28 protein-coding genes and 1 riboswitch are annotated in these 26,413 nt (G+C 74.9%); of the genes, 12 read left to right on the forward strand and 16 right to left on the reverse strand.

Annotated elements, in window-relative coordinates:
• Positions 1 to 76 precede the first annotated feature (76 nt).
• Entirely contained in the window at positions 77 to 337 is a 261-nt protein-coding gene (locus JWP64_RS12095) for a hypothetical protein (protein ID WP_297495907.1), read from the reverse strand.
• Positions 338 to 644: 307 nt separating this feature from the next.
• Here JWP64_RS12095 and JWP64_RS12100 point away from each other — a divergent pair, with 307 nt between their 5' ends.
• The 3 genes from JWP64_RS12100 to JWP64_RS12110 all read left to right on the forward strand — a co-directional run bounded on the left by JWP64_RS12100 (position 645) and on the right by JWP64_RS12110 (position 2,514).
• Positions 645 to 836 (forward strand): hypothetical protein, encoded by a 192-nt coding sequence (locus JWP64_RS12100; protein WP_297495909.1) that lies wholly within the window; start codon positions 645 to 647, stop codon positions 834 to 836.
• Positions 837 to 913: 77 nt separating this feature from the next.
• Entirely contained in the window at positions 914 to 1,627 is a 714-nt protein-coding gene (locus tag JWP64_RS12105) for a 4'-phosphopantetheinyl transferase superfamily protein (protein ID WP_297495910.1), read from the forward strand.
• Positions 1,624 to 2,514: an alpha/beta fold hydrolase gene (locus JWP64_RS12110; RefSeq protein ID WP_297495912.1), complete on the forward strand. Its 891-nt coding sequence runs from the start codon at positions 1,624 to 1,626 to the stop codon at positions 2,512 to 2,514. The genes JWP64_RS12105 and JWP64_RS12110 overlap by 4 nt, the downstream gene beginning before the upstream one ends.
• A gap of 62 nt (positions 2,515 to 2,576) precedes the next feature.
• Here the strand turns inward: JWP64_RS12110 and nhaA are convergent, their stop codons facing one another.
• Complete coding sequence (nhaA, locus tag JWP64_RS12115) at positions 2,577 to 3,836, reverse strand: Na+/H+ antiporter NhaA (protein WP_297495914.1); 1,260 nt, start codon at positions 3,834 to 3,836, stop codon at positions 2,577 to 2,579.
• On the opposite strand from nhaA, the gene JWP64_RS12120 reads away from it, so the two are divergent.
• Together JWP64_RS12120 and JWP64_RS12125 are read left to right on the forward strand one after the other, a co-directional pair.
• Positions 3,826 to 4,509 (forward strand): thioredoxin domain-containing protein, encoded by a 684-nt coding sequence (locus JWP64_RS12120; RefSeq protein WP_297495916.1) that lies wholly within the window; start codon positions 3,826 to 3,828, stop codon positions 4,507 to 4,509. The genes nhaA and JWP64_RS12120 overlap by 11 nt on opposite strands.
• Positions 4,510 to 4,554: 45 nt before the next feature.
• A complete protein-coding gene (locus JWP64_RS12125) occupies positions 4,555 to 5,907 on the forward strand; it encodes a DNA polymerase IV (RefSeq protein WP_297495995.1) in 1,353 nt (450 codons plus the stop codon).
• A 52-nt stretch (positions 5,908 to 5,959) separates the two neighbouring features.
• On the opposite strand, the gene JWP64_RS12130 is transcribed toward JWP64_RS12125, so the two are convergent.
• The 9 genes from JWP64_RS12130 to JWP64_RS12170 all read right to left on the reverse strand — a co-directional run bounded on the left by JWP64_RS12130 (position 5,960) and on the right by JWP64_RS12170 (position 16,430).
• Positions 5,960 to 6,472 carry a hypothetical protein gene (locus tag JWP64_RS12130; RefSeq protein ID WP_297495918.1) on the reverse strand — a complete coding sequence of 171 codons (513 nt, stop codon included), beginning with the start codon at positions 6,470 to 6,472 and terminating at the stop codon, positions 5,960 to 5,962.
• Between the two features lie 70 nt (positions 6,473 to 6,542).
• Positions 6,543 to 8,273: a nicotinate-nucleotide--dimethylbenzimidazole phosphoribosyltransferase gene (gene cobT, locus JWP64_RS12135; protein WP_297495919.1), complete on the reverse strand. Its 1,731-nt coding sequence runs from the start codon at positions 8,271 to 8,273 to the stop codon at positions 6,543 to 6,545.
• Positions 8,270 to 8,665, reverse strand: a complete 396-nt coding sequence (locus tag JWP64_RS12140) for an SAM-dependent methyltransferase (protein ID WP_297495921.1) — start codon at positions 8,663 to 8,665, stop codon at positions 8,270 to 8,272. The genes cobT and JWP64_RS12140 overlap by 4 nt, the downstream gene beginning before the upstream one ends.
• A gap of 53 nt (positions 8,666 to 8,718) precedes the next feature.
• Positions 8,719 to 8,848: riboswitch (cobalamin riboswitch) on the reverse strand.
• Positions 8,849 to 8,898: 50 nt separating this feature from the next.
• Complete coding sequence (cobA, locus tag JWP64_RS12145; protein ID WP_297495922.1) at positions 8,899 to 10,110, reverse strand: uroporphyrinogen-III C-methyltransferase; 1,212 nt, start codon at positions 10,108 to 10,110, stop codon at positions 8,899 to 8,901.
• 254 nt (positions 10,111 to 10,364) lie between these two features.
• Entirely contained in the window at positions 10,365 to 10,763 is a 399-nt protein-coding gene (locus JWP64_RS12150; RefSeq protein WP_297495924.1) for a cobalamin biosynthesis protein, read from the reverse strand.
• The gene (locus JWP64_RS12155) at positions 10,760 to 12,091 is read right to left on the reverse strand and encodes a cobyrinate a,c-diamide synthase (protein WP_297495926.1); all 1,332 of its coding nucleotides are present in this window, start codon (positions 12,089 to 12,091) and stop codon (positions 10,760 to 10,762) included. Before JWP64_RS12155 ends, JWP64_RS12150 begins: the two co-directional genes overlap by 4 nt.
• A complete protein-coding gene (cobO, locus tag JWP64_RS12160) occupies positions 12,085 to 12,699 on the reverse strand; it encodes a cob(I)yrinic acid a,c-diamide adenosyltransferase (RefSeq protein ID WP_297495928.1) in 615 nt (204 codons plus the stop codon). Before cobO ends, JWP64_RS12155 begins: the two co-directional genes overlap by 7 nt.
• 54 nt (positions 12,700 to 12,753) lie before the next feature.
• Positions 12,754 to 14,883: a putative cobaltochelatase gene (locus JWP64_RS12165; protein WP_297495930.1), complete on the reverse strand. Its 2,130-nt coding sequence runs from the start codon at positions 14,881 to 14,883 to the stop codon at positions 12,754 to 12,756.
• Entirely contained in the window at positions 14,880 to 16,430 is a 1,551-nt protein-coding gene (locus JWP64_RS12170; RefSeq protein ID WP_297495932.1) for a cobyric acid synthase, read from the reverse strand. Before JWP64_RS12170 ends, JWP64_RS12165 begins: the two co-directional genes overlap by 4 nt.
• 115 nt (positions 16,431 to 16,545) lie before the next feature.
• Here JWP64_RS12170 and JWP64_RS12175 point away from each other — a divergent pair, with 115 nt between their 5' ends.
• Complete coding sequence (locus tag JWP64_RS12175) at positions 16,546 to 17,394, forward strand: SURF1 family cytochrome oxidase biogenesis protein (RefSeq protein WP_297495934.1); 849 nt, start codon at positions 16,546 to 16,548, stop codon at positions 17,392 to 17,394.
• 9 nt (positions 17,395 to 17,403) lie between these two features.
• Here JWP64_RS12175 and JWP64_RS12180 read toward each other — a convergent pair whose 3' ends face one another.
• Complete coding sequence (locus tag JWP64_RS12180) at positions 17,404 to 18,327, reverse strand: cobalamin biosynthesis protein (RefSeq protein ID WP_297495936.1); 924 nt, start codon at positions 18,325 to 18,327, stop codon at positions 17,404 to 17,406.
• A gap of 117 nt (positions 18,328 to 18,444) precedes the next feature.
• Here JWP64_RS12180 and JWP64_RS12185 point away from each other — a divergent pair, with 117 nt between their 5' ends.
• The gene (locus JWP64_RS12185; RefSeq protein ID WP_297495938.1) at positions 18,445 to 19,083 is read left to right on the forward strand and encodes a flavin reductase family protein; all 639 of its coding nucleotides are present in this window, start codon (positions 18,445 to 18,447) and stop codon (positions 19,081 to 19,083) included.
• Positions 19,084 to 19,122: 39 nt separating this feature from the next.
• On the opposite strand, the gene JWP64_RS12190 is transcribed toward JWP64_RS12185, so the two are convergent.
• Both JWP64_RS12190 and JWP64_RS12195 read right to left on the reverse strand, forming a co-directional pair.
• Entirely contained in the window at positions 19,123 to 19,338 is a 216-nt protein-coding gene (locus tag JWP64_RS12190; protein WP_297495940.1) for a hypothetical protein, read from the reverse strand.
• Positions 19,339 to 19,383: 45 nt separating this feature from the next.
• Positions 19,384 to 21,069, reverse strand: a complete 1,686-nt coding sequence (locus JWP64_RS12195; protein WP_297495942.1) for an AMP-binding protein — start codon at positions 21,067 to 21,069, stop codon at positions 19,384 to 19,386.
• Positions 21,070 to 21,254: 185 nt separating this feature from the next.
• On the opposite strand from JWP64_RS12195, the gene JWP64_RS12200 reads away from it, so the two are divergent.
• Complete coding sequence (locus JWP64_RS12200; RefSeq protein WP_297495943.1) at positions 21,255 to 21,812, forward strand: hypothetical protein; 558 nt, start codon at positions 21,255 to 21,257, stop codon at positions 21,810 to 21,812.
• Positions 21,813 to 22,008: 196 nt separating this feature from the next.
• Positions 22,009 to 22,422, forward strand: a complete 414-nt coding sequence (locus tag JWP64_RS12205; protein ID WP_297495945.1) for an SsgA family sporulation/cell division regulator — start codon at positions 22,009 to 22,011, stop codon at positions 22,420 to 22,422.
• Here the strand turns inward: JWP64_RS12205 and JWP64_RS12210 are convergent, their stop codons facing one another.
• Positions 22,423 to 22,857, reverse strand: a complete 435-nt coding sequence (locus tag JWP64_RS12210) for a DUF5313 family protein (protein ID WP_366889816.1) — start codon at positions 22,855 to 22,857, stop codon at positions 22,423 to 22,425.
• Positions 22,858 to 22,890: 33 nt separating this feature from the next.
• Positions 22,891 to 23,550 carry a DUF5709 domain-containing protein gene (locus JWP64_RS12215; RefSeq protein WP_297495948.1) on the reverse strand — a complete coding sequence of 220 codons (660 nt, stop codon included), beginning with the start codon at positions 23,548 to 23,550 and terminating at the stop codon, positions 22,891 to 22,893.
• Positions 23,551 to 23,685: 135 nt separating this feature from the next.
• Here JWP64_RS12215 and JWP64_RS12220 point away from each other — a divergent pair, with 135 nt between their 5' ends.
• The 3 genes from JWP64_RS12220 to JWP64_RS12230 are packed head-to-tail and all read left to right on the forward strand — an operon-like array spanning position 23,686 to position 26,409.
• A complete protein-coding gene (locus JWP64_RS12220) occupies positions 23,686 to 24,471 on the forward strand; it encodes an enoyl-CoA hydratase/isomerase family protein (RefSeq protein WP_297495950.1) in 786 nt (261 codons plus the stop codon).
• A gap of 5 nt (positions 24,472 to 24,476) precedes the next feature.
• Positions 24,477 to 25,100 (forward strand): TetR/AcrR family transcriptional regulator, encoded by a 624-nt coding sequence (locus JWP64_RS12225; RefSeq protein ID WP_297495952.1) that lies wholly within the window; start codon positions 24,477 to 24,479, stop codon positions 25,098 to 25,100.
• A 55-nt stretch (positions 25,101 to 25,155) separates the two neighbouring features.
• Complete coding sequence (locus JWP64_RS12230) at positions 25,156 to 26,409, forward strand: cytochrome P450 (RefSeq protein WP_297495954.1); 1,254 nt, start codon at positions 25,156 to 25,158, stop codon at positions 26,407 to 26,409.
• Positions 26,410 to 26,413 lie beyond the last annotated feature (4 nt).

A 26,413-nucleotide genomic window follows, 5' to 3' on the forward strand; every position in this document is an offset into this window, starting at 1 on the left:
AGATCGCCCGCGTGGAAGACGACGCCGGCCGTTGCCGTGGCCGGGGACCCGCGAGGTGACCGACGGACGTGCCGGGCTACGCCTCGAGAAGGTTCACGAGTGTGTCGGGTCGGACCCCGTCGTGCTTCATGGCGTCTGCCGCCTCCGGGGTCTGCATGAACTGGTTGAACGCGTCCACGTCGGGGACCTCGAGAATCAGTCCGACCCGGTGTTCGTCCGTCGGGTCGACGAAGGTTCGAATCGTCAGGCCCAGCGGCCCGAAGACATCCTCCCGGCGAGACGAGCGGAGCCAGTGGCCGACGTCGTCGACCTCGTGAGTCACGATCAGCGTCGTCATCGTCGCCTCGCCTTCAGGAGGTCCACGGTGGTGTGCCAGAGAAGGTAGCGCCCCCGCGCGGAGCGTGCTAGCCCATCCTGCCCGCTCCGAGGCGGCAAATTCGGTGCCGTCGATCCGGAGCGCAACCTACCGTTCCTGCCATGAAGTTCTTCCTCTGAGACCCCGGGGCACTCGCCCCGCTCGCGGCCGCACGTTTCGGCGCCGCCGCGGTCTCGTCCGACGTCCCGTGTCCGTCCCGGCCGTCGTCGTGGTCATCCGCCCGGCTCGTCGCCGAACGACCCCCCGGCCACACACTCGGAGGTACCTCATGCGAACCACCCCTGTCGAATTCCGGGCCGATCAGGCAGCTCCGGCGAACCGCGCCGCCCGGCGGGCCGCTGCCAAGGGCAAGGACGTCCCCGGCGCCCCGGGGCTCCTCCCCCACCGGCGCACGACCGGACGCAGCAGCACCAAGCCCGCGCACGCCCGCGCGGACTTCGCGGCCCGCCGCAGCGGCTGATCCGGCGCAGGAGGGTCGTTTCCCACGGGGGAGCGACCCTCCTGCCATGTCGGGTCCGGTGTGGAAGGCTGGGCGACGTGCCGGAGTGCGAGGTCTGGTGGGCCCGACCGATCGACCCCGAGGGGGCGGCCGCGCTGGTCTCCCTCCTCGACGATCACGAGTCGGGACGGCTGCGCGCCTTCCGCAAGGAGATCGACCGCGCCCGCTACCTCGCCGCCCACGCCCTCACCCGGATCGTCCTCGGCGAGCAGGTCGGCGCCGATCCGGCGTCGCTCACGCTGGACCGGACCTGCCGCTGCGGCAAGCCCCACGGCAAACCGCGCCTCGGCGGCGGCGGCCCCGAGTTCTCGCTGACCCACTCCGGTGAGCGGGTCGGCGTCGCGGTGTCCACGGACGGGCCGGTCGGCCTGGACGTCGAGCAGCTTCGGCCGCTCGCGGACCTCGACGGCCTCGCCGGCCACGCTCTCTCCCCCGCCGAGCGCCGCGCGCATCCCCCCGCGGACGCGGCCGCCTTCCTCACCATCTGGACCCGCAAGGAGGCCCTGCTCAAGGCCACCGGCGAGGGCCTCTCCAGTCCGATGTCGTCGATCACCCTGGGCCCCGCGGACGGCCCCGCCGCGGTCCGCGAGTGGACCGGGAAGGACGCGCCGGACGGCCCGCTCTGGCTCGTCGACCTCCTTCCGGACCCCGAGCACCCCGGCGCGCTCGCCGGCTTCGGCCCCGCCGCCCCGCGCCTCCGCATGCACGACGGCGACGCGCTCCTCCGCGGCCTGATCGTCGCCCGCCCGTGAGCTCTGCCGCGCAGCGCGCCGCCGCGGACCAGACCCGGCTCGTCGCGCGGCTGGGCGTCGAGCTCGACCCGCTGGAGCTCGACGTCCCGGGCCTCGGCGTGGCCCGCGGGTTCGCCACCCGCGGCGCCGGCACGCCGCTCGTCCTCCTGCACGGCGCCACCCTCTCCGCCGCCTGGTGGCTCCCGCTCCTGCCGCACCTGACGGGCCGGACCGTCGTCGCGCTCGACGCCCCCGGTCACGGGCTCTCCGACGGCCTGCCCGGCGAAGACTTCGCCCTGCGTGAGGTCCTGGTCGCGCTGACGACGGCCGCGGTCCGCGCGACGGGCTCGGAGCGCGCGGTGCTGGTCGGCAACTCGCTGGGCGGCATGGCCGCCGCGTGGACCGCGATCGACGCGCCCGCCCTGGTCGAACGGCTGGTGCTCGTCGGCGCACCCGGCGTCGCGTTCGCCGGGGGCCGGGCGGACGCACTGCTCGGCGCCCTCGCCGTCCCCACGACCGCCCGCGCGCTGCTGACGAGCCCGACCCGGCCCGCCTGGTACGCCTCCGGCCTGCGGAGATCCCTCGCCGAACCGGCCCTGCGCGACTGGCCGGAGCTCGGCGACCTGGCCTACCACGCGTCGAGGCGGTCGGGTTTCCGGCACACGGTGCCGCGGATGCTCCAGCAACTGCTGGACTTCCGCACGCCGCGTCCGAACATGGCGCTCACCGCCCCCGAGCTGCACGCGCTGCCGCATACGACCTACCTGCACGGCCGGGACGAGGCGTTCCTCCCCTACGTCGCGGCCCGGGTCGCGCTCGCGGTGATCCCGGAGGCGGAGGGCCGGCAGGTCGACGGCGGCCACGTCCCCTGGCTCACGGACCCCACCCCCCTCGTCGCCGCGCTCTGAGCGGCCGAACCTCGCGTTGTGGAGCCACAACGCGAATTTCAGGGCCGGGCGGGCAGCGGAGATCAGTCGACGGGGCGCCACGGGCGCGGGGGCAGGACCGGGAGCCCGCTCGGCGAGCACTGGCCGCCCCGCTCCCCCGCCACCCGGAAGACCAGCCAGCCGAGGAGCGCCGCCAGGATCGAGCCGGCGAGGATGCCGATCTTCGCCTCGCTCTGCAGCAGCGGGTCCTTCAGGGCGAGCTCGGTGACGAACAGCGCCACGGTGAAGCCGATCCCGGCGAGCGTCGCACCACCCGCGAGCTGGCCCCAGCGCAGCGTGTCCGGCAACCGGCCGATCCGGGCCCGTAGCGCGATCCAGGTTCCGAGCGTCACGCCGATCGGCTTGCCGACCACGAGGCCGACGACGATCCCCCACGTGATCGGCGAGCCGAGCGCCGCCGTCAGCGTCGTCCGGTCGAGCACCACGCCGGCATTGGCCAGCACGAACATCGGGACGATCACATAGCTGCTCCACGGCTGGATCCTCAGCTGCAGCCGCTCGTTCGGCGAGACCGCCTCGGTCACGGCCGCCTGCGCCGCCAGGGCGCGCGTGGGCGTCGGGTCGACCAGGAAGCTCTTGCCCACCAACAGCGCGCGGCGCATGTCCTGCCGGCGCGGCGCGTAGGCGTTGACCAGCAGGCCGAGCGCGACGCCGACGACGCTCGGATGCACCCCGGACGCCAGGACCGCCAGCCACATCACGATGCCGATGGCCGCGTAGAACGGCGTCCGCCAGAACCGCACGAAGCGCAGACCGAGCAGCGCGGCGAACAGCACCAGCGCTCCCATGAGCGCGGCCACGTTCACCCGCTCGGTGTAGAAGAACGCGATCGCGAGGACGGCACCGATGTCGTCGACGATCGCCAGGGCCAGCAGGAACACCCGCAGCTGGTCCGGGCACCGCGGCCCGACGAGGGCGAGCACGCCGAGCAGGACGGCGGTGTCCGTGGAGATCGCGATGCCCCACGCGTTCTGGCCCTCGCCGCCGTAGTTGAACAGCAGGAAGAGCAGCGCGGGCACGCACAGGCCGCCGACCGCCGCCATCGCCGGGGTCGCGACGGCGCGGAAGCCCCGCAGCTCGCCGAGCGTCATCTCCCGGGAGATCTCCAGGCCGACGCTGAAGAAGAACAGCACCATCAGCCCGTCGTTGACCCAGTGCCGCAGGTCGAGCGCGAGCTCGGCGCCACCCAGGACCATCGCGAGCCGAGTGTGCCAGAACTCCTCGTAGGACGGACCGAGGTTCGCCCACACCAGCGCGAGCGCGGCCGCGCTGATGAGGAGCACCGCCGACCCGGATTCGGTGCGCAGGAACTGCCGCGCGGCACGGGACAGCTCCCCGCGCTCCGTTAATGTCGTCACCACGGCCACCGCGACATCCTGCCCCACCGCCGCCGGTCGCCGGGCCCGCCGACCCGACGAGTGCGAGGAGCTCACGATCAGCAGCCAGCTGGACCCGCAGATCGGGCCCTACGACCACCTGCAGGGCGAGGCGGGGGCCGAGCTCTCGCTCGTCGAGTACGGGGACTTCGAGTGCCCCTACTGCCGCGAGGCCGCACCCGTGATCGAGAAGGTGCGCGAGGAGCTGGGCGACCGGCTGATGTTCGCCTTCAGGCACTTCCCGCTGTTCGAGCTGCACCCGCACTCCCTCGCGGCGGCGTGCGCGGCCGAGGCGGCGTCGGTCTACGGGCGCTTCTGGCCGATGCACGCCCGCCTCTACGCCCCGGGCCCGCCCCGGCTGACCCAGCGGGACCTGCGCGAGCATGCCGAGGCGATCGGGTTGGACGACCCGGACAAGGCGATCTGGCCCGCCAGCCAGAACTTCGAGGACCGGGTGGAGGCGGACTTCAACTCGGGCGTGCGCAGCGGCGTGCGCGGGACGCCCACCCTGTTCGTCAACGGCGAGCAGTACCGCGGTGCCGTCTCGGTCGACGCCCTGCTGGACGCGCTCACCTCCTGAACCCGGACTGGCGGTCCCCCGGTGAAGAATGGGTCCGTGCGGTGGGTGTTGCATCTCGACATGGACGCGTTCTACGCGTCGGTCGAGCAGCTGACCCGCCCGACGCTCGCGGAGCGGCCCGTGCTCGTCGGGGGCACCGGCGGGCGCGGCGTCGTCGCCGGGGCGAGCTACCAGGCGCGGGTGTTCGGGGTGCGCTCGGCTATGCCGATGGGCCAGGCCCGGCGGCGCTGCCCGCACGCCACCGTCCTCCCGCCCCGGTTCGACCTTTACAAGACGATCTCCGGAGAGGTCATGGACGTCCTCGGCGAGGCCGCGCCGGTGCTCGAGCCGGTGTCCCTGGACGAGGCGTTCCTGGAGCCTCCCGCGCTGGTCGGGGCCTCGCCGGCGGACGTGCGGGAGTTCGGCACGGCGCTGCGGGCGGCGGTGCGGGAGCGGACCGGGCTGCCCGCCTCCGTCGGGGCGGGCTCGGGCAAGCAGGTCGCGAAGATCGCGTCCGAGCTCGCGAAGCCGGACGGGCTGCGGGTCGTCGCGGCCGAGGAGGAACGCGCGGTGCTCGACCCACTGCCGGTGCGGTCGCTCTGGGGCATCGGGCCGGTGGCCGAGGCGTCGCTGCGCAAGGTCGGTGTCGAGACGATCGGCGGCCTCGCGGCGATGGACCTGCGCGAGGTCACGGGCGTGCTCGGCACCGCGATGGGCACCGAGCTGCACCGGCTCGCCCGCGGGATCGACGAGCGGCCGGTCGCGCCGCGTGGCGCCGCCAAGCAGATCAGCGCGGAGACCACCTTCGAGCACGACCTGACGGCGATGAGCGACGTCCTGCACCACGTCGCCCGGATGACGGCGGCGGCGCACCGCAGGCTGGTCGTCGACGGGCGGGCGGCGCGCACGGTCACGGTGAAGGCCCGCAACGCGGACTTCACCACCGCCAGCCGTTCGGAGACCACGGCCTACGCCAGCACGGACCTGGGCGCGCTCACCGCCGTGGCGCAGCGGCTGGCCCAGGCCGCGGTGCCCCAGGGCGGTGTCCGGCTGGTCGGGGTGTCGCTGTCCGGGCTGGGCGACACTCCCCCGCCGACGCTGTTCGAGGCGTTCCCGGCGTTCGAGAGCCCGCCCGCGAACGACCCGGAAGAGGTCGGGGACGTGCCGGTGACGGTCGAGGAGCCCGAGGTGGCGCCCGGTGGGCGGCACGCCCCGCCGGATCCGGATGCCCCCTGGCGGGCGGGCGACGACGTGGCGCACGCCGAGCACGGGCACGGCTGGGTGCAGGGCGCCGGGCACGGCCGGGTCACCGTCCGGTTCGAGACGCGGGCCACGGGGCCGGGGCCGGCCCGGACGTTCGCGTCGGACGATCCCGCCCTGAGCAGGGCGGACCCGCACGCGAGCTGGCGGACGGACTGAGGTCCGCGGCCCGATCAGCCGCAGACCGCGGCAGCGCCCGGACCGGCGAGGCTCAGGCGGAGAGGCGCCCGTCGAGCCGTTCCCCCGCCGGCACCGCCTCGATGCTCCGCGGAACGGGCAGCGTGATCGCCGGCGTGGGCCCGGTGATCTCCGCGGCCACGGCGGCGAGCCGCGCGCCGTCGCACCAGGGTGCCCCCACCCGCAGCGTCTCGAGCGCGAGCGGCAGGCCCGAGGCCAGCGCGATCACGCCACAGCGTTCGAGCAGCTCGGCCCGCGTCCGGTCCCCGGCGCACCAGGCGGTGGCCAGGGTCCGCGCGAGCCGGACGAAGCCCTGCAGGTCCGCGGTCACGCCGGGGACGGACGAGGGCAGCAGGGAGGGCTCGCGCAGCGAGACCCGCCCGTCGCGACCGATCACGACCGCCGCGGGGCCGACGGCGCCGTGCACCGTGCCGTCGTCGTGCCGGGCCAGCAGGCCCCGGCCCACGGACCGCAGCACGACCGCGGCCTCCCCCGCACCGAGCACCGGCCCCCGGGCCAGCAGGCGCTCGAGCACCACACCGTTCATGATCGATCTCCCTCGCCGTCGAGAGGTTCTCGAACGTCCGAGGTGAAATGTTACCGGGCGGTATGGGAGGTCATGCGTCCTTGTCCGCAACGCCCGCCGCGTCGAAGGTCGCGACGTCCGCCAGCGCCCGCGCCGCGCCCTGCACGACGGGCAGCGCGAGCAGGGCTCCCGTGCCCTCGCCCAGGCGCATTCCGAGGTCGAGCAGCGGGGTGAGGCCGAGGTGCGCGGTGGCGAGCCGGTGCCCGGGCTCGGCAGACCTGTGGCCGGCGACGCAGTAGCCGGTCGAGTGCGGCGCGAGGACCGAGGCGACCAGCGCCGCGGCGCCGGCGTTGACACCGTCGAGGATCACCGGGACCCGCAGCGCCGCGCCGCCCAGGATCAGCCCGGCGAGGCCCGCGTGCTCGAGCCCGCCGAACGCCGAGAGCAGCCCTATCCCGTCGGTGGGGTCCGGGCCGTGCCGCTCCAGGGCCCGGCGCACGACGTCGGTCTTGCGGGTGAGCGTCTCGTCGTCGATCCCGGTGCCGCGGCCGGTCGCCTCGGCGGGGTCGGCGCCGGTGACCGTGCAGATCAGCGCGGCCGCGGCCGTGGTGTTCGCGATGCCCATGTCCCCGGTGACGAGGCAGCGGTTGCCCGCGGCGACGAGGTCCCGGGCGGTCTCGATCCCGGCCTCGACGGCGTGCCTGGCCTGCTCGCGGGTCAGCGCCGGGCCCGCCGTCATGTCCGCGGTGCCCCGGGCGACCTTGCGCGGCAGCAGCCCGGGCACGGGGTCCAGGTCCGCGGCCACCCCGACGTCGACGACGCAGACCTCGGCCCCGAGCTGCCGAGCGAACGCGTTCACGACGGCCCCGCCGGCCAGGAAGTTCGCCACCATCTGCCCGGTGACCTCCTGCGGCCACGGCGTGACGCCCTGCGCGTGGACGCCGTGGTCCCCGGCGAACACGGCGACGGCCGCGGGCTCCGGAACGGGCGGCGGACAGCTGCCCGCGATCCCCGCGAGGTCGACGGCCAGGTCCTCGACCCTGCCGAGCGAGCCGCGCGGCTTGGTCATCCGGTCCAGCCGGTCCCGGGCCGCCGCGCGCGCCTCGGCGTCCGGCGGGCGGATCGCGGCGACCGTCTCCTCGAGCAGGTCCACCGGCTCCTCGCCGGGCAGCGCACGGTGCCCGAAGCGCTCCGAGTGCACCGCCCAGGCCAGCGGGCGGCGCCGCGCCCAGCCGGCCGTCGCCAGCTCGGGCTCGTCCGGGAACCCGCGGACGTGCCCGAGGCACAGGTACGCGATGACGTCGAGGTGCGCCGGGATGCCGAGCAGCGCGCGCAGCTCGCCGAGCCCGGCGTCGTCGAAGAAGCTCACCCAGCCGACCCCGAGGCCCTCGGCCCGCGCGGCGAGCCACAGGTTCTGCACGGCGAGCGCCGCGGAGTACGGGCCCATCGTCGGTTGGGTGAAGCGGCCGAGGGTGTGCCGGCCGCCGCGCGTCGGGTCGCAGGTGACGACGACGTTGACCGGGGTGTCAAGGATCGCCTCGATCTTCACCGTGCGGAACGCCTCCGCGCGGGCCCGGGGCAGCGACGCGGCGTAGGCGTCGCGCTGGGCGGCGACGAGGGCGTGCACCCGCTCGCGGACGCCGCGGTCCCGGACGAGCAGGAAGTCCCAGGGCTGGGAGAAGCCGACGCTCGGCGCGGCGTGCGCGGCCTGCAGCACGCGGTGCAGGGCGGCGTCGTCCACCGGCTCGTCTGGGAGGAAACCGGTCCGGACGTCGCGGCGGCCGTTGACGACGTCGTAGAAGTTCGGCACGTCGGCGGTCACCAGGGCAGCGGGCTCAGGCGCGGGGGCACGATGGACACCCCGGGCACGGTACGGACCGCGAGCCCGGGCACCGCGACCCGCAGGCCGTCGGCGACCGCGGTGAACGCCGGATGGTCCGCCGGGTCACCGGGGACGGCGAGCACGGCCGTCGAGCCGGGGTTCAGGCGGAACCAGTCCTCGATCACCGGCACCGCCCCGGCGAGGTCCGTGATGCGCTCGACCCGCCAGGCCTCGGTGTAGAAGAACAGCGTCGACTCCGCCGGCACCCCCGGGACGAACACGACGTCCGCCGCGGCCAGCACGTCCGCGGCCTCCGGGGCGAGCGACTCGGGCTCCCCGGGTCCGACGCCCAACACCACCAACACAGCATTCACAGGACCGTCGCCGGTCATCCTGGCCTCCTCGAGGGTCCGCGCCCTCCTCCGTCGACACCGTGCGACGGCCGGAGTGTCCTGGCTCCCGGATCGGCGTCTCGTCCCCGGCCTTCCCGCCGGAGATCGGCAGTGGCCTCGCAGGTGGGGACGCACTCCCCGGTGACAGTGGCGGGACCGCCCCGGAGTCGCACCGGGTTCCTCCCTGCCGTCGCGCGTCGACATCACCACGCCGACGGGCCGGGGTCAAGCCGTCAGGCCCCCGCGGTGAGCCCCGCCACCGGCCCGATGACCACGATCGCGGGCGGGCTGATCTCATGCTCCGCGACCTGCTGCGCCACCGTGGCCAGCGTCGCCCGGACCGTCCGCTGGATGCGCGTGGTGCCGTCCTGGATCACCGCGACCGGGGTGTCCGCGGGGCGCCCGTGCTCTACCAGCGAGGCCGCGAAGAGCCCGATCCGCTCGACGGCCATCATCAGCACCACCGTGCCCTTCATCCGGCCGAGCGCGGGCCAGTCCACGAGGCTGCGCGGGTCGCCCGGGGCGACGTGCCCGGACACCACGACGATCTCGTGCGCGACACCGCGGTGGCTGACCGGGATCCCGGCGACGGCCGGCGCGGCGAACGCGCTGGTGATGCCGGGGACGACCGTGACGGGCACGCCCGCCTCGGTGCAGGCGATGACCTCCTCGAAGCCGCGGCCGTAGACGAACGGGTCCCCGCCCTTGAGCCGGACGACGAACCTCCCGGCCCTGGCGTGCTCGACCAGCAGCTCGTTGATCCGCTGCTGGGCCATCGCGCGGCCGTAGGGGATCTTGGAGGCGTCGATGACCTCGACGTGCGGGCCCAGCTCGTCGAGCAGGTCCCGCGGGCCGAGCCGGTCCGCGACGACGACGTCCGCGCGGGACAGCAGCCGACGGCCGCGGACGGTGATCAGCTCCGGATCGCCGGGGCCGCCGCCGACCAGCGCGACGCCGGGCAGCACCGGGTCCGCGGAGTCGTTCACGACCCCGGACTGCAGCGCCTCGACCAGCGCGGTCCGCACGACGGACGAGCGGCGGTGCCGGCCGCGGGCGAGGACGCCGACGGTCAGCCCGTCGAACTCGCCGGTCGCCGGGGTGACGGCGGTGCCCTTCGACCCGTCGTCCGCGCGCACGCAGAAGATCCGGTTGCGCTCGGCCTCCGCGCCGACGGCCAGGTTCACCGTCGGGTCGTTCGTGCAGGCGACGACGTACCAGGCGCCGTCGAGGTCCCCGACCTCGTAGCGGCGCTCGGTCCAGGTGAGCTCCCGGGCGGACGCCATGCCCTCGACCGCCGGGGTGACCTCGGGCGACACGACCTCGACGACGGCCCCGGCCGCGATCAGCCGGGTGACGCGGCGCTGCGCGACCTGCCCACCCCCGACCACGACGACGCGGCGTCCGGCCAGGTCGAGGCCGACGAGGTACTGGTCGTGCTCGCTCACATCAGGTCCTTCCCGGGTGTCCACGCCCGGTTCGCGGTGTCGGTGGCGTCGGCGCGGGGTCCGGCTCACGGCTCGTGGGCGAACCGGTCACGGTGGCGGGACCGCCCCGGAGTGCGCACCGGGGCTCCCTGGCGTCAACCGGACGATTCTATCGACGCAGGTCCGGTGGCCGGAACCCGAACGGCGGAGCGGAAGGAGTGAGCCCGCTGACGTGCCCCGCGCGCTCAGGATCACCGCCCCCGGGCCTGCGCTGATCATCGCCCCGCGACCGCGACGGCGACCGTCACCCCGTCGCCCCTGGTCTTGGGCACCACCAGTACGGCCCCGGCACCGGCCGTGACCAGCGCGGCGGCCTCGGCGACGCTGGGGGTCCCGACCGCCTCCTCAACCCGTCCGCTCGGCGAGGGCACGACGCAGGCGGCGAGGAGCGGCGCGGGGTGCAGCCGCAGCACGGCCGGCGCGATCGCCTCCCGGATCCCCGGCTCGTCCTTGCCCTCGACGCTCGCGAACAGCGCGTCCCGCAGGTCCAGCCCGTACTCGCCCGCGACCCGCTCCAGCACCGCCCGCACCGCCGCCGCGCTCACCCCCCGCCGCGCCCCGATCCCCACCACCTGTGCGCGGCGATTCGCGCTAGAACCCGAATCGCCGCTCACGACCCCACCTGAGCTGCGGCGACGAACCGCGCGATGGCACCGGGGGCGCCGGCGGGATGGGTGTGCAGGAACGACGCGTGGACCCCGCCGTGGACGAAGCCCTCCGGTTCGGCGCCGCGCCAGCCCCAGGCGGGCTGCTCGCCGGCGCGGGGCGTGACCGCGCAGTGGTGGAACTCGTGCCCGCTCACCCGCTCCCCCGCCGCGAACAGCGAGGACCCGGTGAGCGCGACGGCCTCGCGGTAGCCGAGCGTCAGCCGTCCGGTCATCGCGGCGGAGGCCGGCAGGACGCCGCACATCTCGACGCCGTCGAGGTCCCGGCACAGGTAGAGCAGGCCGCCGCACTCCGCATGGATCGGCGCGCCCGTCGCGGCGAGCTCGCGGATCGCGGTGCGCAGCGGGGCGTTCCCCCCGAGCGCGACGACGTGCTCCTCCGGGAACCCGCCGGGCAGGACCAGCGCGGACGTCCCGTCGGGGAGCTTCTCGTCCCGCAGCGGATCGACGAGGACGACGTCGGCCCCCGCCGCGTCCAGCAGCTCGACGTGCTCGGCGTACCCGAAGCTGAACGCCGCCCCGCCGGCCATCGCCACGACCGGGCGGCGGCCCTGCGGTTCACCGGTTCCCGGTGACCACACGTCGCCGCCCGGGAGCGGCTCGGCCACCGCGAGCACCGCGTCGAGGTCGACGTGCGCCGCCACCAGCTCTGCCATCGCGTCCACCGCCGCCGTCGCGGCGACCCCGTGCTCCGCCGCGGTCACCAGGCCCAGGTGCCGGGACGGGACCGCCAGCTCCGTGCGCCGGGGCAGCACGCCGAGGACCGGGAGCCCGACCTCGGCGCAGGCGGCACGCAGGACCTCGGCGTGCCGCTCGCTCCCGACCCGGTTCAGCACCACCCCTGCGATCCGGACGGTCGGGTCGAACGAGCGGAACCCGTGCAGCAACGCCGCGACGCTGCGGGACTGTCCCTTGCAGTCCACGACCAGCACCACCGGCGTCCCGACCATCGCCGCGACCTGCGCCGTCGAGCCGTAGCCGTCGGACACCCGGCCGTCGAAGAGCCCCATGACGCCCTCGATCACCGCGATCTCCGCCCCGCGCGCGCCGTGCCGGACGAGCGGCCCGATCCGCTGCTCCCCGACGAGCACGGGATCGAGGTTCCGCCCCGGGCGGCCGGCGGCGAGGGTGTGGTAGCCGGGGTCGATGTAGTCCGGCCCGATCTTGAACGGCGCGACGGCGGTGCCGCGGCGCGTGAGGGCGGCCATCAGCCCGGTGGCCACGGTGGTCTTCCCCGAGCCGGAGGCCGGCGCGGCGATGACCACGGCTCTCACCACTCGATCCCCCGCTGGCCCTTCTGCCCGGCGTCCATCGGGTGCTTGATCTTCGTCGTCTCCATGACGAGGTCCGCGGCCTCGACCAGCTCGGGCGCGGCGTCCCGGCCGGTGATGATCACGTGCTGGCGGCCCTCGCGGGCGTTCAGCACCGCGACGACCTCGTGCACGTCGATCCACCCCCACTTGATCGGGTAGGTGAACTCGTCGAGCACGTAGACCTCGTGGACCTGGTTCTCGATCCGCCGCCTGATCTCCGCCCAGCCCTCGACGGCCGCGGCGGCGTGGTCCTCCTCGGTGCCGGGCTTCTTCGACCAGCTCCAGCCGGCGCCCATCTTGTGCCACTCGACGGGCCCGCCCTCGCCGGTCTGCTCGTGGACGCGGCCGAGCGCGCGGAACGCCTCCTCCTCGCCGACCTTCCACTTCGCGGACTTGACGAACTGGAACACCCCGATCGACCAGCCCTGGTTCCAGCCGCGCAGCGCGAGCCCGAACGCGGCCGTGGACTTGCCCTTCATCGCACCGGTGTGGACGACGAGGAGCGGGCGGTTGCGGCGCTGACGCGTGGTCAGCCCGTCCTGCGGGACCGCGGTCACCTGGCCCTGAGGCATGACGTTCTCCCTGGTCGATGGGGGTTGTGAGGGCCTGGCCTCGCGAGAACGAGGCTAGGCACTCACAAGCGAGGTCAAATTCTCCGCGGTGAGGTCGTCGATCGTGAGCGGGAGGGTGCCCGCCGCCCGCGCGACCCTCCCGGCGAGCCCGAGCCGGACGAAGCCGGACTCACAGTCGACGACGATCGTGTGCGCCCCGTCCGCCGCGAGCAGGCCCGCGGCCCGGCACGCGTCGTCGACGGGGTCGTTGCCCGGCCTGGCCGCGACCGTCGCGCGGCCGTCGGTCAGCAGGACGACGAGCGGGCGCCGCCGGGGGTCCCGGATCCGCTCGACCGCCAGGGTGCGCCGGGCGAGCAGCAGCCCCTCCGCGAGCGGGGTGCGACCCCCGGTGCGGACGCCGGCCATCCGGACCTGCGCGGTGGGGACGCTGGTCGTCGGCGGGAGGACGAGCTCGGCGCCGGAAGCCCGGAACGTCACCAGCCCGACCTTGTCCCGCCGCTGGTAGGCGTCCCGCAGCAGGGCCAGCACCGCGCCGGACACCGCGGACATCCGCTTGCGGGCGGCCATCGAACCGGACGCGTCGACGACGAAGAGCACGAGGTTCCCCTCGCGGCCCTCGCGCAGGGCGGCGCGCAGGTCGTCGCGCTGCAGCAGCAGACCCGGACCGGTTCGGCCGCGAGCGCGTTGCGACGGCGCCGCGGCGGCGATCGTCGCGGCCAGGTGCAGGTCCGCGGCCTTGCGCGCGGTCTCGCCGGAGGGGCGGACGACCCGGCCTGCGTCGGTCCGCGCGCGGGACCGGCGGCCGGGGGCACCCGCGCCCACACCGGGGATCTCGAATCGGCGCGCGGCGACCCGGCTGAGCCTCGCGGGGCTCCCGATCGGCATCGCGGTCCCGGGGCCGTCCGCGGACGGGCGTTCCTCCCCGGGCGGCCCGTTCGGGGCGTCGCCGGGGGACGCCGAAGCGTCCGAGGCGGGCGGCTGCGCCGCCTCGGACGCGCCGTTCGACGGCTCCCGGTCCTGCCCGGTGTCCCGATCCGGCCCGGCTTCCCGGTCGGGCCCGGCTTCCTGATCCGGCCCGGTCTCCTGGTCCGGCCCGCCCTCGGACGGGTCCGTGCCACCGCCCGGGGGCTCGGGATCCGGCTCGTCGTCACCGTCGTCCAGGTCCTCCGCCGCGTCCCGCAGGGCGTCGTCGAGGTCCTTCTCGTCGATCCCCGGCTCGTCGAAGGGGTCCCGGCGGCGGCGGTGCGGCAGCGCGAGCCGGGCCGCGACCCGCACGTCCTCCTCCTCGACGGCCGGCGCACCCCGCCAGGCGGCGTGCGCGACCGCGGCCCGCGCGATCACCAGGTCCGCCCGCATGCCGTCCACGTCGAAGCGGGCGCAGACCGACGCGATCCGGCGGAGCTCCCGGTCGTCGAGCCGCACGGACCCGACCCGCTGCCGCGCCTCGGCGATCCGCGCCGCGGTCCCGGCCTCGTCGCCGGCGAAGCGCGCGGCGAAGCCGACCGGGTCGTTCTCGAACGCCATCCGCCGCCGGACGACCTCGACGCGGGTGTCCACGTCTCGCGCGGCCCGGACCTCGACGGTCAGCCCGAACCGGTCCAGCAGCTGCGGCCGGAGCTCGCCCTCCTCCGGGTTCATCGTCCCGACCAGCAGGAACCGCGCCGCGTGCGAGACGGACACCCCGTCCCGCTCGACGTTCGCGCGGCCCATCGCGGCCGCGTCCAGCAGGAGGTCGACGAGGTGGTCGTGCAGGAGGTTGACCTCGTCGACGTAGAGCACGCCGCGGTGTGCGTCCGCGAGCAGCCCCGGCTGGTAGGCCCGGACGCCCTCGGACAGCGCCCGTTCCAGGTCCAGCGAGCCGACGAGCCGGTCCTCGGTCGCGCCGACGGGCAGCTCGACGAGCCGGGCGGCCCGCGCCTCCCCGGCCGCGCCTGCGGGATGGGGACCGTCGGGGCAGGACGGATCCGGATCGGCCGGATCGCAGCCGAACCGGCAGCCCCGCACCACGTCGAGGCCGGGCAGCAGCGCCGCGAGCGCGCGGACCGCCGTCGACTTCGCGGTGCCCTTCTCCCCCCGGACCAGCACGCCGCCGACACCGGGGTGCACGGCGTTCAGGACGAGGGCGAGGCGCAGGTCGTCATGGCCGACGACCGCCGAGAAGGGGAACCGCGGGGTCGTACTCACGCGCGGGACTCTGCCAGACCCGACGCCAGGACCGGCAGCTCCGGAGACGCACCGTGGCGGATCACATGCTCGAGTGACGAGGTGTCGAGGTGCTGTTCGACGAGATCGCCGAGCAGATCGAGCTGCCGCGCCCGCTCCGCGGAGAAGGACGTCGCCGGGGCGACCCGGAAGCCCGCCCGGCCGGCCTGGGCGGCGAGCCGGGTCAGCAGGGCCCGCCGGAAGTGGTCGTTCTCGAGCAGCCCGTGCCAGTGCGTGCCGAGCACGGCACCGGCGTCCGAGCCCTCCCCTGTGTCCGATCCCTTCCCGGCGAGCAGGAACGGGTCCCCGGAGCGCACGACCTGGCCGTGGTGGATCTCGTACCCGCGCACTGGATACCCGAGGGCCGTTCCGGTCGGGTTCCCCAGGTGCTTGACGGGGTCGAACGCGACCTCCAGGTCCAGCAGGCCGAGCCCCGGCACGTCCGCCCCGCCCGGCACCTCGACGCCCGACGGGTCCACGATCCGCCGCCCGAGCATCTGGTACCCGCCGCAGATCCCGAGCACCGGCTTCCCCGCGGCGGCGTGCGCGAGCACCCCGTCCGCCAGCCCGGACGACCGCAGCCACGCCAGGTCGCTCACCGTCGCCTTCGAGCCGGGCAGCACGACCACGTCCGCGTCGAGCAGCCGCGACGGCTCGGTCACGTACCGCACGCTGACGCCCGGTTCGCAGGCCAGCGCCTCGGCGTCGGTGGCGTTGGAGATCCGCGGCGACCGGACGACCGCGATCCGCAGCCACTGCGACCCGTGCGGTGGCGACGGCCGGCCCAGCACGCCGTCCGCGACCGCGGAGAGCGAGTCCTCGGCGTCGAGCCAGAGGCCGTCGGACCAGGGCACGACGCCGAGCGTCGGCCGGCCGGTCAGCGTGCGCAGCCGGTCGAGCCCCGGCGCGAGCAGGGCCGGGTCCCCGCGGAACTTGTTGATCACGAAGCCGGCGATGCGGGCCTGGTCCGCGGGGTCCAGCACCGCGACGGTCCCGAAGAGGTGGGCGAGGACGCCGCCGCGGTCGATGTCCCCCACCACCACGACGGGCAGGTCCGCGGCCTGCGCCAGCCCCATGTTCGCGATGTCGGTGGCCCGCAGGTTGATCTCCGCCGGCGATCCGGCGCCCTCGCAGATCACCACGTCGTACCGGGAGCGCAGCTCGGCGAACGTCTCGGTGACGACCTCCAGCAACGCCGCCTTTCGCGAGCGGTAGGACATCGCCGACACCTGCCCGGACGCCTGCCCGCGCACCACGACCTGCGACGTCCGGTCGCTCCCCGGCTTGAGCAGCACCGGGTTGAAGGCGACGCTCGGCGCCAGCCCGCACGCGTGCGCCTGCATCGCCTGCGCCCGGCCGATCTCCCCGCCGTCGGCCGTCACGACCGAGTTGTTGCTCATGTTCTGTGCCTTGAACGGCGCGACGGACACCCCGCGGCGGACGAGCCAGCGGCAGATCCCGGCCACCAGGGCGCTCTTGCCGGCGTCGGACGTGGTTCCCGCCACCAGCAGGGCGCCCCGGAGATCCATCGACCCAGTATCGGGTCACCGGAGGCCGCGGAGCCCGACCGGGGTGCTCCGGATCTCGGTGTTCCGGGCGCAGGGTCCTCGGCGCGCCCGTGGCCGGGGCGCATACCGTAGGGGCATGCGTTTCCTGCTGCGTCCGGGCTGGCTGGCCTTCATCGCGGTCGTGCTCGGGTTCGTCGCCGTCTGCTACACGGTGCTGGCGCCGTGGCAGTTCAACCGGGAGGACCAGCGGGAGGCCCAGCAGGCACAGATCGACCGCGCCCTGGACGTCGCGCCGGTGCCGGTGTCCGATCTCGTCCCCGGCGCCGCGGTCGATCCGGCCGACGAGTGGCGCCAGGTCACCCTGACCGGCGAGTACCTGCCCGAGGACGAGGCGCTGGTCCGGCTCCGGGTGGTCGACGGCAGGCCGGCCTTCGAGGTCATGACCCCGCTGCGGCTCACCGACGGCCGCACCGTCGCGGTCGACCGCGGGTCGGTCGCCGCCCCGGACGGCCAGGCGATCCCGGAGTTCGCCGCCGCCCCCACCGGCACAGTCACCGTGACCGGGCGGTTGCGGGTCAACGAGACCGACACCAGCGGCCGCCCCTCCTTCGACACCGGCGGGCACCGCCAGATCTACGCCGCGGACTCGCGGGCCCTGGCCACCGCCACGGGCGTCGGGATGGTCGACGGGTACGCGCAGCTCGTCGCCGGACAGCCCGGGGTGCTCGACGTCCTGCCGGTCGTGCCGCCGGTGAGCGGCGCGCCGTTCACGAACTTCTCCTACGCGCTTCAGTGGATCACCTTCGGCGCCATCGCCGTGATCGCGCTCGGCCTGTTCATCCGGCTGGAGCTGCTCCAGCGCCGGGGAAAGCGGGAGACCAGGACGTCGATCCGGGACGCGCTGTCCGGCCGGGACGGCGGCGCCGACGGGCCCGCGGCGAAGGTCCCCGCCCGCACCGCTCCCGACGACGAGCCGGGAGCCTGAGCCGCGTCGTCAGCCGCGTCGGGCGAGCCCCGTCGCCACGACGACCGCCACCACGGCCGACGCCACCCCGACCAGCCGGGACAGCCGCGCCGCCCGGCCCAGGTCGGCCACCACGGGCGCCGGACCGCGCCCCAGCACCGGGCGTTCCTCGATGCCGTACGCGTACTCCGTGCGGCCGCCCAGCCGGACCCCGAGCGCGCCGGCCGCGGACGCCTCGACCGGCCCGGCGTTGGGGCTCGGGTGCCCGCCCGCGTCCCGCCACGCGGCCAGCGCGTCCCGCGGCCGCCCCCCGACGGCCGGCGCGGCGAGCGCGAACAGCGCAGCCGCGAGCCGGGACGGGACCAGGTTCGCGACGTCGTCGAGGCGCGCGGAGGCCCAGCCGAACCGCAGGTGCCGGGGCGAGCGGTAGCCCACCATGGCGTCGAGGGTGTTGACCGCGCGGTACCCGAGCAACCCGGGCACGCCCGCGACCGCGCCCCAGAACAGCGGGGCGACCACGGCGTCCGACGTGTTCTCGGCCACCGACTCCAGCCCCGCGCGCGCCATCCCGCCGACGTCCAGGAGCTCGGGATCGCGGGCGCAGAGGTGCGGGATCCGGGCGCGGGCGGCTGCGGCGTCCCCGGCCTCCAGGGACGCCCCGAGCGCCGCGACCTCCCGGACGAGCGACGTCCCGCCGAGGACCGCCCACGTGGCGAGCGCCGTCCCGAGCGCCCGCGGCAGCAGACGCTCGGCCGCGACCCCGAGCGCGATGGTGCCCCCCACCAGCGCCGCCGTGTACCCGACGCCGGCTGCGCGGGAGTCCGCGTAGACCCGTCGCTCCAGCGCCGAGGCCACCGAGCCGAACCCGGCGACCGGATGGAACCGGCGCGGATCCCCGAACACCGCGTCCGCGAGAACCCCCACGAGCAGCCCGTAGGCACGCGCACCCAGCACGCGCCCACCGTAACCACCCCGCTCGCGCACGGGTTCGTGTGCCGGCGCACAGGCTCCACCGTGTGTGCCGGCTCGCGAACCTGTGCGCGACCGCGCGCGGCGCGGGAGGATCACCCCATGCGCAAGGACATCGACCCCGACGAGATGGGCCACGGCCCGTTCTACAAAGTGCTGAACTCCGTGGTGGTGCCCCGCCCCATCGCCTGGGTCTCCACCCGGTCCGCGGACGGCGTCGACAACCTGGCGCCGCACTCGTTCTTCACCGTCTCGTGCGTCGACCCGCCGATGGTGCAGTTCACCTCGGTCGGCAGGAAGGACTCGCTCCGCAACGCGACGGAGACGGGCGAGTTCGTCGTCTGCCTGGCGAACGAGCCGATGTTCGAGCGGATCAACGCCACCGGCACGGACTTCCCCGCCGAGGTCAGCGAGTTCTCCGCGGTGGGCCTGACCGGCGAGAAGAGCGCGAAGGTGACGCCGTTCCGGGTCGCCGAGTCCCCCGTCGCGCTGGAGTGCACGCTCCACCAGGCTCTGGAGCTGGGCGACTCGACCGTCGTCATCGGGCGGGTGGTGCACGCCGCGATCGACGAGGACGTCTTCACCACCGACGAGCGCGGCAACAACCTCCCGGCCGTCGAGCGGCTGCGCCCGCTGGCCCGGCTGGGCCGCAACGAGTGGTCGACGATCGGCGAGGTCCTGGACATCACCCGGATCCCCTACAAGCACTGGCCCGGGCACTACACCCCGCCCGAGGCCTGAGCTCGTCCGAGCGCCGGTGTCGTCAGGGCGCCGGTCCCGTCAGAGCTTGGGGCGGCTCTGCTCGGCGGCCACCGCGCGGGCCTGGGCCGCGATCTGCGCGAGCGTGCAGGGCCAGCGCGTCCCGGAACCGCTGGCGCCGCACGCCGTGCAACGGCCCAGCCGGTCCGGGACGTGCTCCTCGAGCAGCCGACTGATCACCTCGGGCATCCCGGACATCACCATCGCCATCGGGCCCGCCCCGTACTCCCCCGCCACCGGGAGGACGTTACCCGGCCATGTGCAAGGCGTGTTCGCCCGGTCTCAGAGCGTGAACTCCCCCGACGGCGTCGCCTCCGGATCGGCGCGCAGCTCGCCCTCGCGGCCCCGCAGCTCGACCCGGCGGATCTTTCCGGAGATCGTCTTCGGCAGCTCGAAGAACTCCAGGCGCCGGATCCGCTTGTAGGGCGCGAGGTTGTCCCGCGCGAACTCCAGGATCGCCGTGGCCGTCTCTTGCGTGGGCTCGTAGCCGTCGGCCAGCACGACGTAGGCCTTCGGGACGGCCAGGCGCACCGGGTCCGGCGACGGCACGATCGCCGCCTCCGCGACGGCCGGGTGCTCGATCAGCACGCTCTCCAGCTCGAACGGGCTGATCCGGTAGTCGCTGGCCTTGAACACGTCGTCGGCGCGGCCCACGTAGGTGATGTAGCCCTCGGAGTCCCGGGCCCCGACGTCGCCCGTGTGGTAGTAGCCGCCCGCCATGGCCTCGGCGTTGCGCTCGGGGTCCCCGTGGTAGCCGACCATCAGCCCGACCGGACGCTTCGACAGGTCCAGGCAGATCTCGCCCTCGTCGGCCTTCTCCCCGGTCGCCGGGTCGATCAGCTCGACGGCGAACCCGGGCATCGGCCGGCCCATGGAGCCGGGCTTGATCGGCTGGCCGGGCGGGTTCGCGATCTGCACACTGGACTCGGTCTGCCCGAAGCCGTCCCGGATCCGCACACCCCAGGCCTTCTCGACCTGCTCGATGACCTCGGGGTTCAGCGGCTCGCCCGCGCCGACGACCTTCTGCGGCGGGGTCGCCAGCCCGGTGAGGTCGGCCTGGATCAACATGCGCCACACCGTGGGCGGGGCACAGAAGCTGGTCACCCCGCAGCGGTCCAGTACCTCGAGCAGGTTCTCGGCGGAGAACTTCGAGTAGTTCATCACCAGCACGGTCGCCTCGGCGATCCACGGGGCGAACACGTTCGACCACGCGTGCTTGGCCCAGCCGGGCGAGGAGATGTTGAGGTGGACGTCCCCCGGCTCCAGGCCGATCCAGAACATCGTCGACATGTGGCCCACCGGGTAGGACTGGTGGGTGTGCTCGACGAGCTTCGGCTTCGCCGTGGTGCCGGAGGTGAAGTAGAGCAGCAGCGTGTCGGTCGCCTTGGTGGGGGCTTCCGGCACGAAGACGGCCGACGACGAGTAGGCGTCCGTGTAGTCGTGCCAGCCCTGGGGGGCCCCGCGGACGGAGATCTTCGTGTAGTCGCCCTCGACGTCGTCGAACTTGCCGGCGTCCGCCGCCCCGACGATCACGTGCTTCGCGTTCCCGCGCTCCACGCGGTCCCGCAGGTCGTCCGCGGTGAGCAGCGTCGTCGCGGGGATGACGACCGCGCCGATCTTCATCGCCGCGAGCAGCGTCTCCCACAGCTCCAGCTGGTTGCCGAGCATCAGGATGATCCGGTCCCCACGGCCGACGCCGCGGTCCCGCAGCCAGTTCGCCACCCGGTTCGAGCGCTCGGCCATCTCGGCGAAGGTCCAGTGGGCCTCGCTGCCGTCCGACTCGACGATCCACAGCGCGCGCCGGGCACCCCGCTCGGGGTCCGCCGCGACCACGTCGAAGTGCTGCAGCGCCCAGTTGAACTCGTCGAGCTCGGGCCAGCGGAAGTCCCGCAGCGCCGTGTCGTAGTCCTCCCGGTTCGCCAGGAGGAAGTCTCGCGCGGCGTAGAACGCCGTGCTGCCTGCAGTCATCTCGCCGGACATCCGGTCCCCACTTCGAAGATCAGCCGCTCTGCTCACCGCACCCTAATGAACTCGGGCGGTTCCGCCACACGTCCGGTCGGGCAGGTGCGGCCCCCGCCGCCCGCGCGCGAGCACCCGGACGTGGCCGCGCGTCACCCTCCCCGCCGCGACCTGGGGGAACTAGCGTCTCCCTGATGAGAGGTGTGCGGGGGCACGGGTCGGTCCGCAGGACGGCGGCGGCCCTGGTGACGACGGGTGTGGCGGCGGCGGTGCTGGCCGGGTGCGGCGGCGCGGGCGCGGAGCTGACGCCGGGGCCCGCGCCGCAGAGCAGCAGCGCCTCCCCCACGCCGAGCCCCGAGACGACGACGAGCGCCGCCCCGACGACCACCGTCCCGGCGCCGACGACCCGTGCCCACCGGACGACGGCCCCGCACGCCGTGACGCCCGCGCCCGCGGCCGGCGCGCAGGCAGCCCCGGCGATGATCTGGCCCGTGACGGAGGCGGCCGCGGCGAAGCAGCTGCAGGTTGACGTGGACGGCGGCTCCCAGCCCTGGCTGCTGGACCCGCAGGAGGTCGCGCTGAGCTACACCTCCTCGGTCTACGGCTGGACCTCGCCGGAGACCACCCCGGGCGGCGCCGGGACCGTGCAGGTCCAGGACGCGCAGGGCGGCCGCGCGACCGTGCACCTCGTCCAGCCCGTCCGCGCCGGGGCCGGCGGGATCTGGGTCGTTCGCGCCGCCGAGCGCACCTAGACCCGACGGCAGGAAGCCCACTTCCCGCCGGGATCCGGCCTTCCTGCCACCACCGCCGAGCCCTGTACCGCTCGCCGCCCGGCTCACCCGTTGTGGTGAAGACTCGCCAAGAGTGCAGCATTCCGGGGCCCGGCTCCGATGTTCCCCATGACGCTGCCGACAACGGCAGCACGCGAAGCGCCAGGGAGCGACAGTGATGACGAGCGACTCCGTCCAGCAGGACATGTTCACCGTGCTGCACGGGCAGCCGGCGCCGGTCGTGACGCGGTGGACCTACACCGCGACGGATCCGTTCGCCGTCACGCTCGCCGTCCGGACCAGGCACGACCGCTGGGTCGAGTGGCTCGTCGGACGGGACCTGGTCCTCGAGGGGCTCTCCCGGCCGACGGGTGACGGGGACATCCGGATGAGCCCGCAGCTCGTCCAGGGCTACGACATCGTCGAGATCGAGATCCGCTCGACGGACGGCCGCGCGGTCCTCGAGGTGGACCGGGATCTGCTCCGGCACTTCGTCGACTCGACCGCGGAGATGGTCGCGTTCGGTGAGGAGTCCGGCCGGATGGACCTCGACGGGATGATCGAGCGGATCAGCCAGAGCTGCGCTGAGTAGTCAGGTCTCGGGGGGTCGCTCCCCGGGCCGGTCCGGCTCCGGAGCGGGACTTCGGTACCGTTCGGCGTACCGCGCCGCGGCGGCCGCCCGCTCGCCCGCGGAACCCTCGTTGCGGACGCGCTCGGAAGTCCCCGGCGGGAAGCCCGCCTTCGTCGCCCGGTGCTCCGTGGACTCGTAGGCGTAGGCCACCGCGTACGGGATCCCCACCAGGACGCCCCCGAGGACGCCGACCAGCCGTACCCACAGCGGCACCGGCAGCACCGCGATCAGCACGATCCCCGGCAGGGCCATCTGCACCAGTGCCCGGAACAGGTGCCGTAAGAACCAGGACCGGGTGGTCAGGTCGTGCAGCACCCACTCCCGGTAGCGCGGCGGGAGCCCCCCGCCCAGCGCGTACCAGAGCCACCGGACGGGGTCCGGCCTCCTGCCTCGCACGTCAGTCACCCCAGGCGCGCAGCGGGACCGGCGTCAGCGGCCGAAGGCTCCGGGCCCGGCGTCGGTCCGGCCGTCGGCGGCCGCGGCCGCGCCCCCGGCCTCGGGCAACCCGTCGATCCGCGACGCGACGTCGCCCGGCGCCAGGTCCGCGTCCGCCGCGTCCCCGAACTCCGGGTCGTTACGGACGTCGACGGCGGCGTCCACCTCGGCCTCCCCGGGGTTGAGGTCCTCCTCCAGCGACGCGGTCACCTCCGGGTCGCCCACCGGGCCGTCGTCGACCACGGGGTCCACCGAGTTGTCGAGCTCGTGCATCGCGGCCTCCTCGGCCGACGCCGCGCCCCCGGCGGGCCCGACGTCCCGGGCCGCCCCGTCGCCGGCGATCTGGCCGTCCGGGGCCGTGTCCGCGGCCTCCAGCCGGCCGCTGCGGTTCGGGTCCGCCACCACCGCGTCCTCGGGTATCTCGCGGCGCAGCCGGGAGTCGAGCGTCTCCCCCGCACGCTGCTCGGCGGGCGTCACGCCGTGGTCCCTGACCGCCAGCGGACGGTCCGGCGGCACCCACCCGGCGTCGAGCGGGTCCGCCGCGAACGGCCCGGTCAGCGACTCCTCGGAGCTGAGCTGCAACGTCTCCGCCATGTCCGGGGCAGGGCTGTACTCATCCTGGTCGTCCGTCTCGCTCTTGCGGATCTGGGCCATCATCGCTCCTCACAGGGTCTTGCGGTACCGATCGGGGTCGGCCCCGTTCGCGTACCCCGGACGGTCCCCGGGCACACCATCTGATCTCATCTCGGCGAGGCCCGATCCGGGCCGCGACAAGGACGAGGGGGAACCATGACGGCGAGCACGGCGGTGGGGGTCGAGCGCCTCGCGGACGGGGTCGTGCTCGTCGAGCTGCGCCGGCCCCCGCACAACTACTTCGATGTCCCGCTGATCACGGCGCTCGCGGATCTCTACGCCCAGCTCGACGGGGACACCGCCGTGCGCGCGATCGTCCTCGCCAGCGAGGGCCGCAACTTCTGCGCCGGGGCGAACTTCGGCGGTGACGGGGACCGCACAGAGGCGATCACGACCGACGTCGCCGGATCGCTCTACGCCCAGGGCGTGCGGCTGTTCTCGGTCGGCACCCCGGTCGTCGCGGCCGTGCAGGGGATCGCGATCGGCGGCGGCCTCGGCCTCGCCGTGTCCGCGGACTTCCGGGTGGCCGGCCCGGCCACCCGGTTCAGCGCGAACTTCTCCCGGCTCGGGCTGCACCAGGGCTTCGGGCTGTCGGTGAGCCTGCCCCGCGTCGTCGGGCGGCAGCACGCGCTGGACATGCTCCTCACCGGGCGACGGGTCGGCGCCGAGGAGGCGCTCCGGTTCGGCCTGGCGGACCGCCTCGCCGCCACCGACGACGGGATCCGGGCGGACGCCGTCGCCCTCGCCACCGAGATCGCCGCGGCCGCACCGCTGGCCGTCCGCAGCATCCGGGCCACGCAGAAGGCCGGGCTGGCCGAGGAGGTGGCCGCGATCACCGCGCACGAGGCGGCCGAGCAGCTGTGGCTGCGCGGCACCGCGGACTTCACCGAGGGAGTGGCCGCGTCGCTGGAGCGGCGCGCGCCGCGCTTCACCGGGAGCTGAGCACGGTGACGCCCGAACAGCCCCGCCCCGACCCCGGCGGCCCCGCGGCGGCCCCTCCGCGGCCGCGGGACTCCTCGGCGACGCGGCGGTCCCTGCTCGCCGCAGCCCGCGAGCTCTTCGCGGCCGACGGCTACGACGGCACGACCGTGCGCGCCATCGCCGAGCGGGCCGGGGTGAACCAGGCGCTGCTGTTCCGGCACTTCGGCAACAAGGAGCAGCTCTTCGCCGAGGCCGTCGCGGGGCAGGCCCTGGACGTGCTGCACGACGGCCCGCCGCAGGAGGTGCTGCGCCGCACGCTGGAGGCGATGCTGGCCACCGGCCCGGACGACTCCGCCGAGTCCACGCTCTTCTTCGCCGCACTCCGCTCGCAGGGCAACACCGAGGCCGCGCGGACGGTCCGGGCGCAGCTGCGGGAGGCCTACGGCGGCGCCCTCGCCGCCCTCGTGGCCACCGACGACCCCGCGGACGCCGAGCTGCGCGCCGATCTCACGCTGGCCTGGCTGCTGGGGATCGCGTTGCTGCGCAGGGTGATCCACAGCGACGCGCTGATGGCCGCGGAGCCCGAGACGGTCATCGGGCACGTCGTCCGGGCCACCGATGCGCTCCTCGGCCCGGTTGACAGCCCGTAGGACCGTTCCTACCGTCAGTTGTAAGCAGACGCTGACAACCGGACGGACCGGACACATGAGCACCACCGACCGCGTCACCGCCGGCGCGAGCCCCACGACGGGGTGCCCCGTGGACCACGGAAGCGCCCCGACCTATCCCTTCGACGAGCCCGTGGCCCTCGACCTCGGCCCCCGCTACAAGGAGCTCCGCGCGGAGGAACCGCTCTCCCGGATCACGCTCCCCTACGGCGGCGAGGCCTGGCTGGCCGTCCGGCACGCGGACGTCAGGACGGTGCTGGCCGATCCGCGCTTCAGCCGGGCGGCCGTCGTCGGCGCGGACGTCCCGCGTGCCCGCCCGGAGATCGACACCCAGGCCGCGTCGATCCTGAACATGGACCCGCCGGAGCACACCCGGCTGCGCAAGCTCGTCGCCCGCGCCTTCACCGCGCGCCGGGTCGAGCGCCTCCGGCCGCGCGCCGAGGAGATCACCGCCGAGCTCCTCGCCGGGATGCGCGCCGCCGGGGCGCCCGCGGACCTGATGGAGCACCTGGCCGTCCCGCTGCCGGTGACCATCATCTGCGAGCTGCTCGGGGTGCCCGTCGAGGACCGGGACGTGTTCCGCGCCGGGGCCGATGCGGCGCTGTCGACGTCGTCCCGCTCACCGGAGGAGCGGCTGCAGGCGGGCCAGGACATGATCGCGTACATGGCCGGCCTCGTCGCCCGCCGCCGCGCCGAGCCGACGGAGGACCTGCTCGGCGCCCTCGTCCTCGCCCGGGACTCCGAGGACCGGCTGACCGAGGCCGAGCTGATCGGCCTGGGCATCGGCCTCCTCGTCGCGGGCCACGAGACGACGATGAACCACATCGGCAACTTCACCTACGAGCTGCTGAGGCGGCCCGGCGCCGCCGACGGGCTCCGCGCGGACCCGGACGGCGTGCCGGCCGCCGTCGAGGAGCTGCTGCGGCACACGCCGCTCGGTGCGGGAGCCGGCTTCGTCCGGATCGCGACCGAGGACGTCGAGCTCGGCGGCGTCACCGTCCGCGCGGGCGAGGGCGTGATGGTCGCGATCCACTCGGCGAACCGGGACGATGCCGTGTTCGACGACGCGGACGCGCTCCGGCTGGACCGCGCAGTCAACCCGCACATCGGCTTCGGGCACGGTCCGCACCACTGCCTCGGCGCCCAGCTCGCCCGCATGGAGCTGCAGGTGGCGATGGGTGCGCTGATGCGCGAGTTCCCGGACCTGGCGCTCGCGACGGCTCCGGAGGACGTCGAGTGGAAGTCCGGCGGCTTCGTCCGGGGCCCGGAGAAGCTGCTGCTCACCTGGTGACACC

Source organism: Pseudonocardia sp. (assembly GCF_025465255.1).
Taxonomy (GTDB): Bacteria; Actinomycetota; Actinomycetes; order Mycobacteriales; family Pseudonocardiaceae; genus Pseudonocardia.

Excerpts from the sequence above, each read along its gene's own strand:
- JWP64_RS12095 (WP_297495907.1), bottom strand. The coding sequence starts at position 337 with ATGACGACGCTGATCGTGACTCACGAGGTCGACGACGTCGGCCACTGG.
- JWP64_RS12100 (WP_297495909.1), top strand. The coding sequence starts at position 645 with ATGCGAACCACCCCTGTCGAATTCCGGGCCGATCAGGCAGCTCCGGCG.
- JWP64_RS12120 (WP_297495916.1), top strand. The coding sequence starts at position 3,826 with ATGAGGAGCACCGCCGACCCGGATTCGGTGCGCAGGAACTGCCGCGCG.
- JWP64_RS12130 (WP_297495918.1), bottom strand. The coding sequence starts at position 6,472 with ATGAACGGTGTGGTGCTCGAGCGCCTGCTGGCCCGGGGGCCGGTGCTC.
- JWP64_RS12140 (WP_297495921.1), bottom strand. The coding sequence starts at position 8,665 with ATGACCGGCGACGGTCCTGTGAATGCTGTGTTGGTGGTGTTGGGCGTC.
- cobO (WP_297495928.1), bottom strand. The coding sequence starts at position 12,699 with ATGCCTCAGGGCCAGGTGACCGCGGTCCCGCAGGACGGGCTGACCACG.
- JWP64_RS12170 (WP_297495932.1), bottom strand. The coding sequence starts at position 16,430 with ATGGATCTCCGGGGCGCCCTGCTGGTGGCGGGAACCACGTCCGACGCC.
- JWP64_RS12175 (WP_297495934.1), top strand. The coding sequence starts at position 16,546 with ATGCGTTTCCTGCTGCGTCCGGGCTGGCTGGCCTTCATCGCGGTCGTG.
- JWP64_RS12185 (WP_297495938.1), top strand. The coding sequence starts at position 18,445 with ATGCGCAAGGACATCGACCCCGACGAGATGGGCCACGGCCCGTTCTAC.
- JWP64_RS12195 (WP_297495942.1), bottom strand. The coding sequence starts at position 21,069 with ATGACTGCAGGCAGCACGGCGTTCTACGCCGCGCGAGACTTCCTCCTG.
- JWP64_RS12200 (WP_297495943.1), top strand. The coding sequence starts at position 21,255 with ATGAGAGGTGTGCGGGGGCACGGGTCGGTCCGCAGGACGGCGGCGGCC.
- JWP64_RS12205 (WP_297495945.1), top strand. The coding sequence starts at position 22,009 with ATGACGAGCGACTCCGTCCAGCAGGACATGTTCACCGTGCTGCACGGG.
- JWP64_RS12215 (WP_297495948.1), bottom strand. The coding sequence starts at position 23,550 with ATGGCCCAGATCCGCAAGAGCGAGACGGACGACCAGGATGAGTACAGC.
- JWP64_RS12220 (WP_297495950.1), top strand. The coding sequence starts at position 23,686 with ATGACGGCGAGCACGGCGGTGGGGGTCGAGCGCCTCGCGGACGGGGTC.
- JWP64_RS12230 (WP_297495954.1), top strand. The coding sequence starts at position 25,156 with ATGAGCACCACCGACCGCGTCACCGCCGGCGCGAGCCCCACGACGGGG.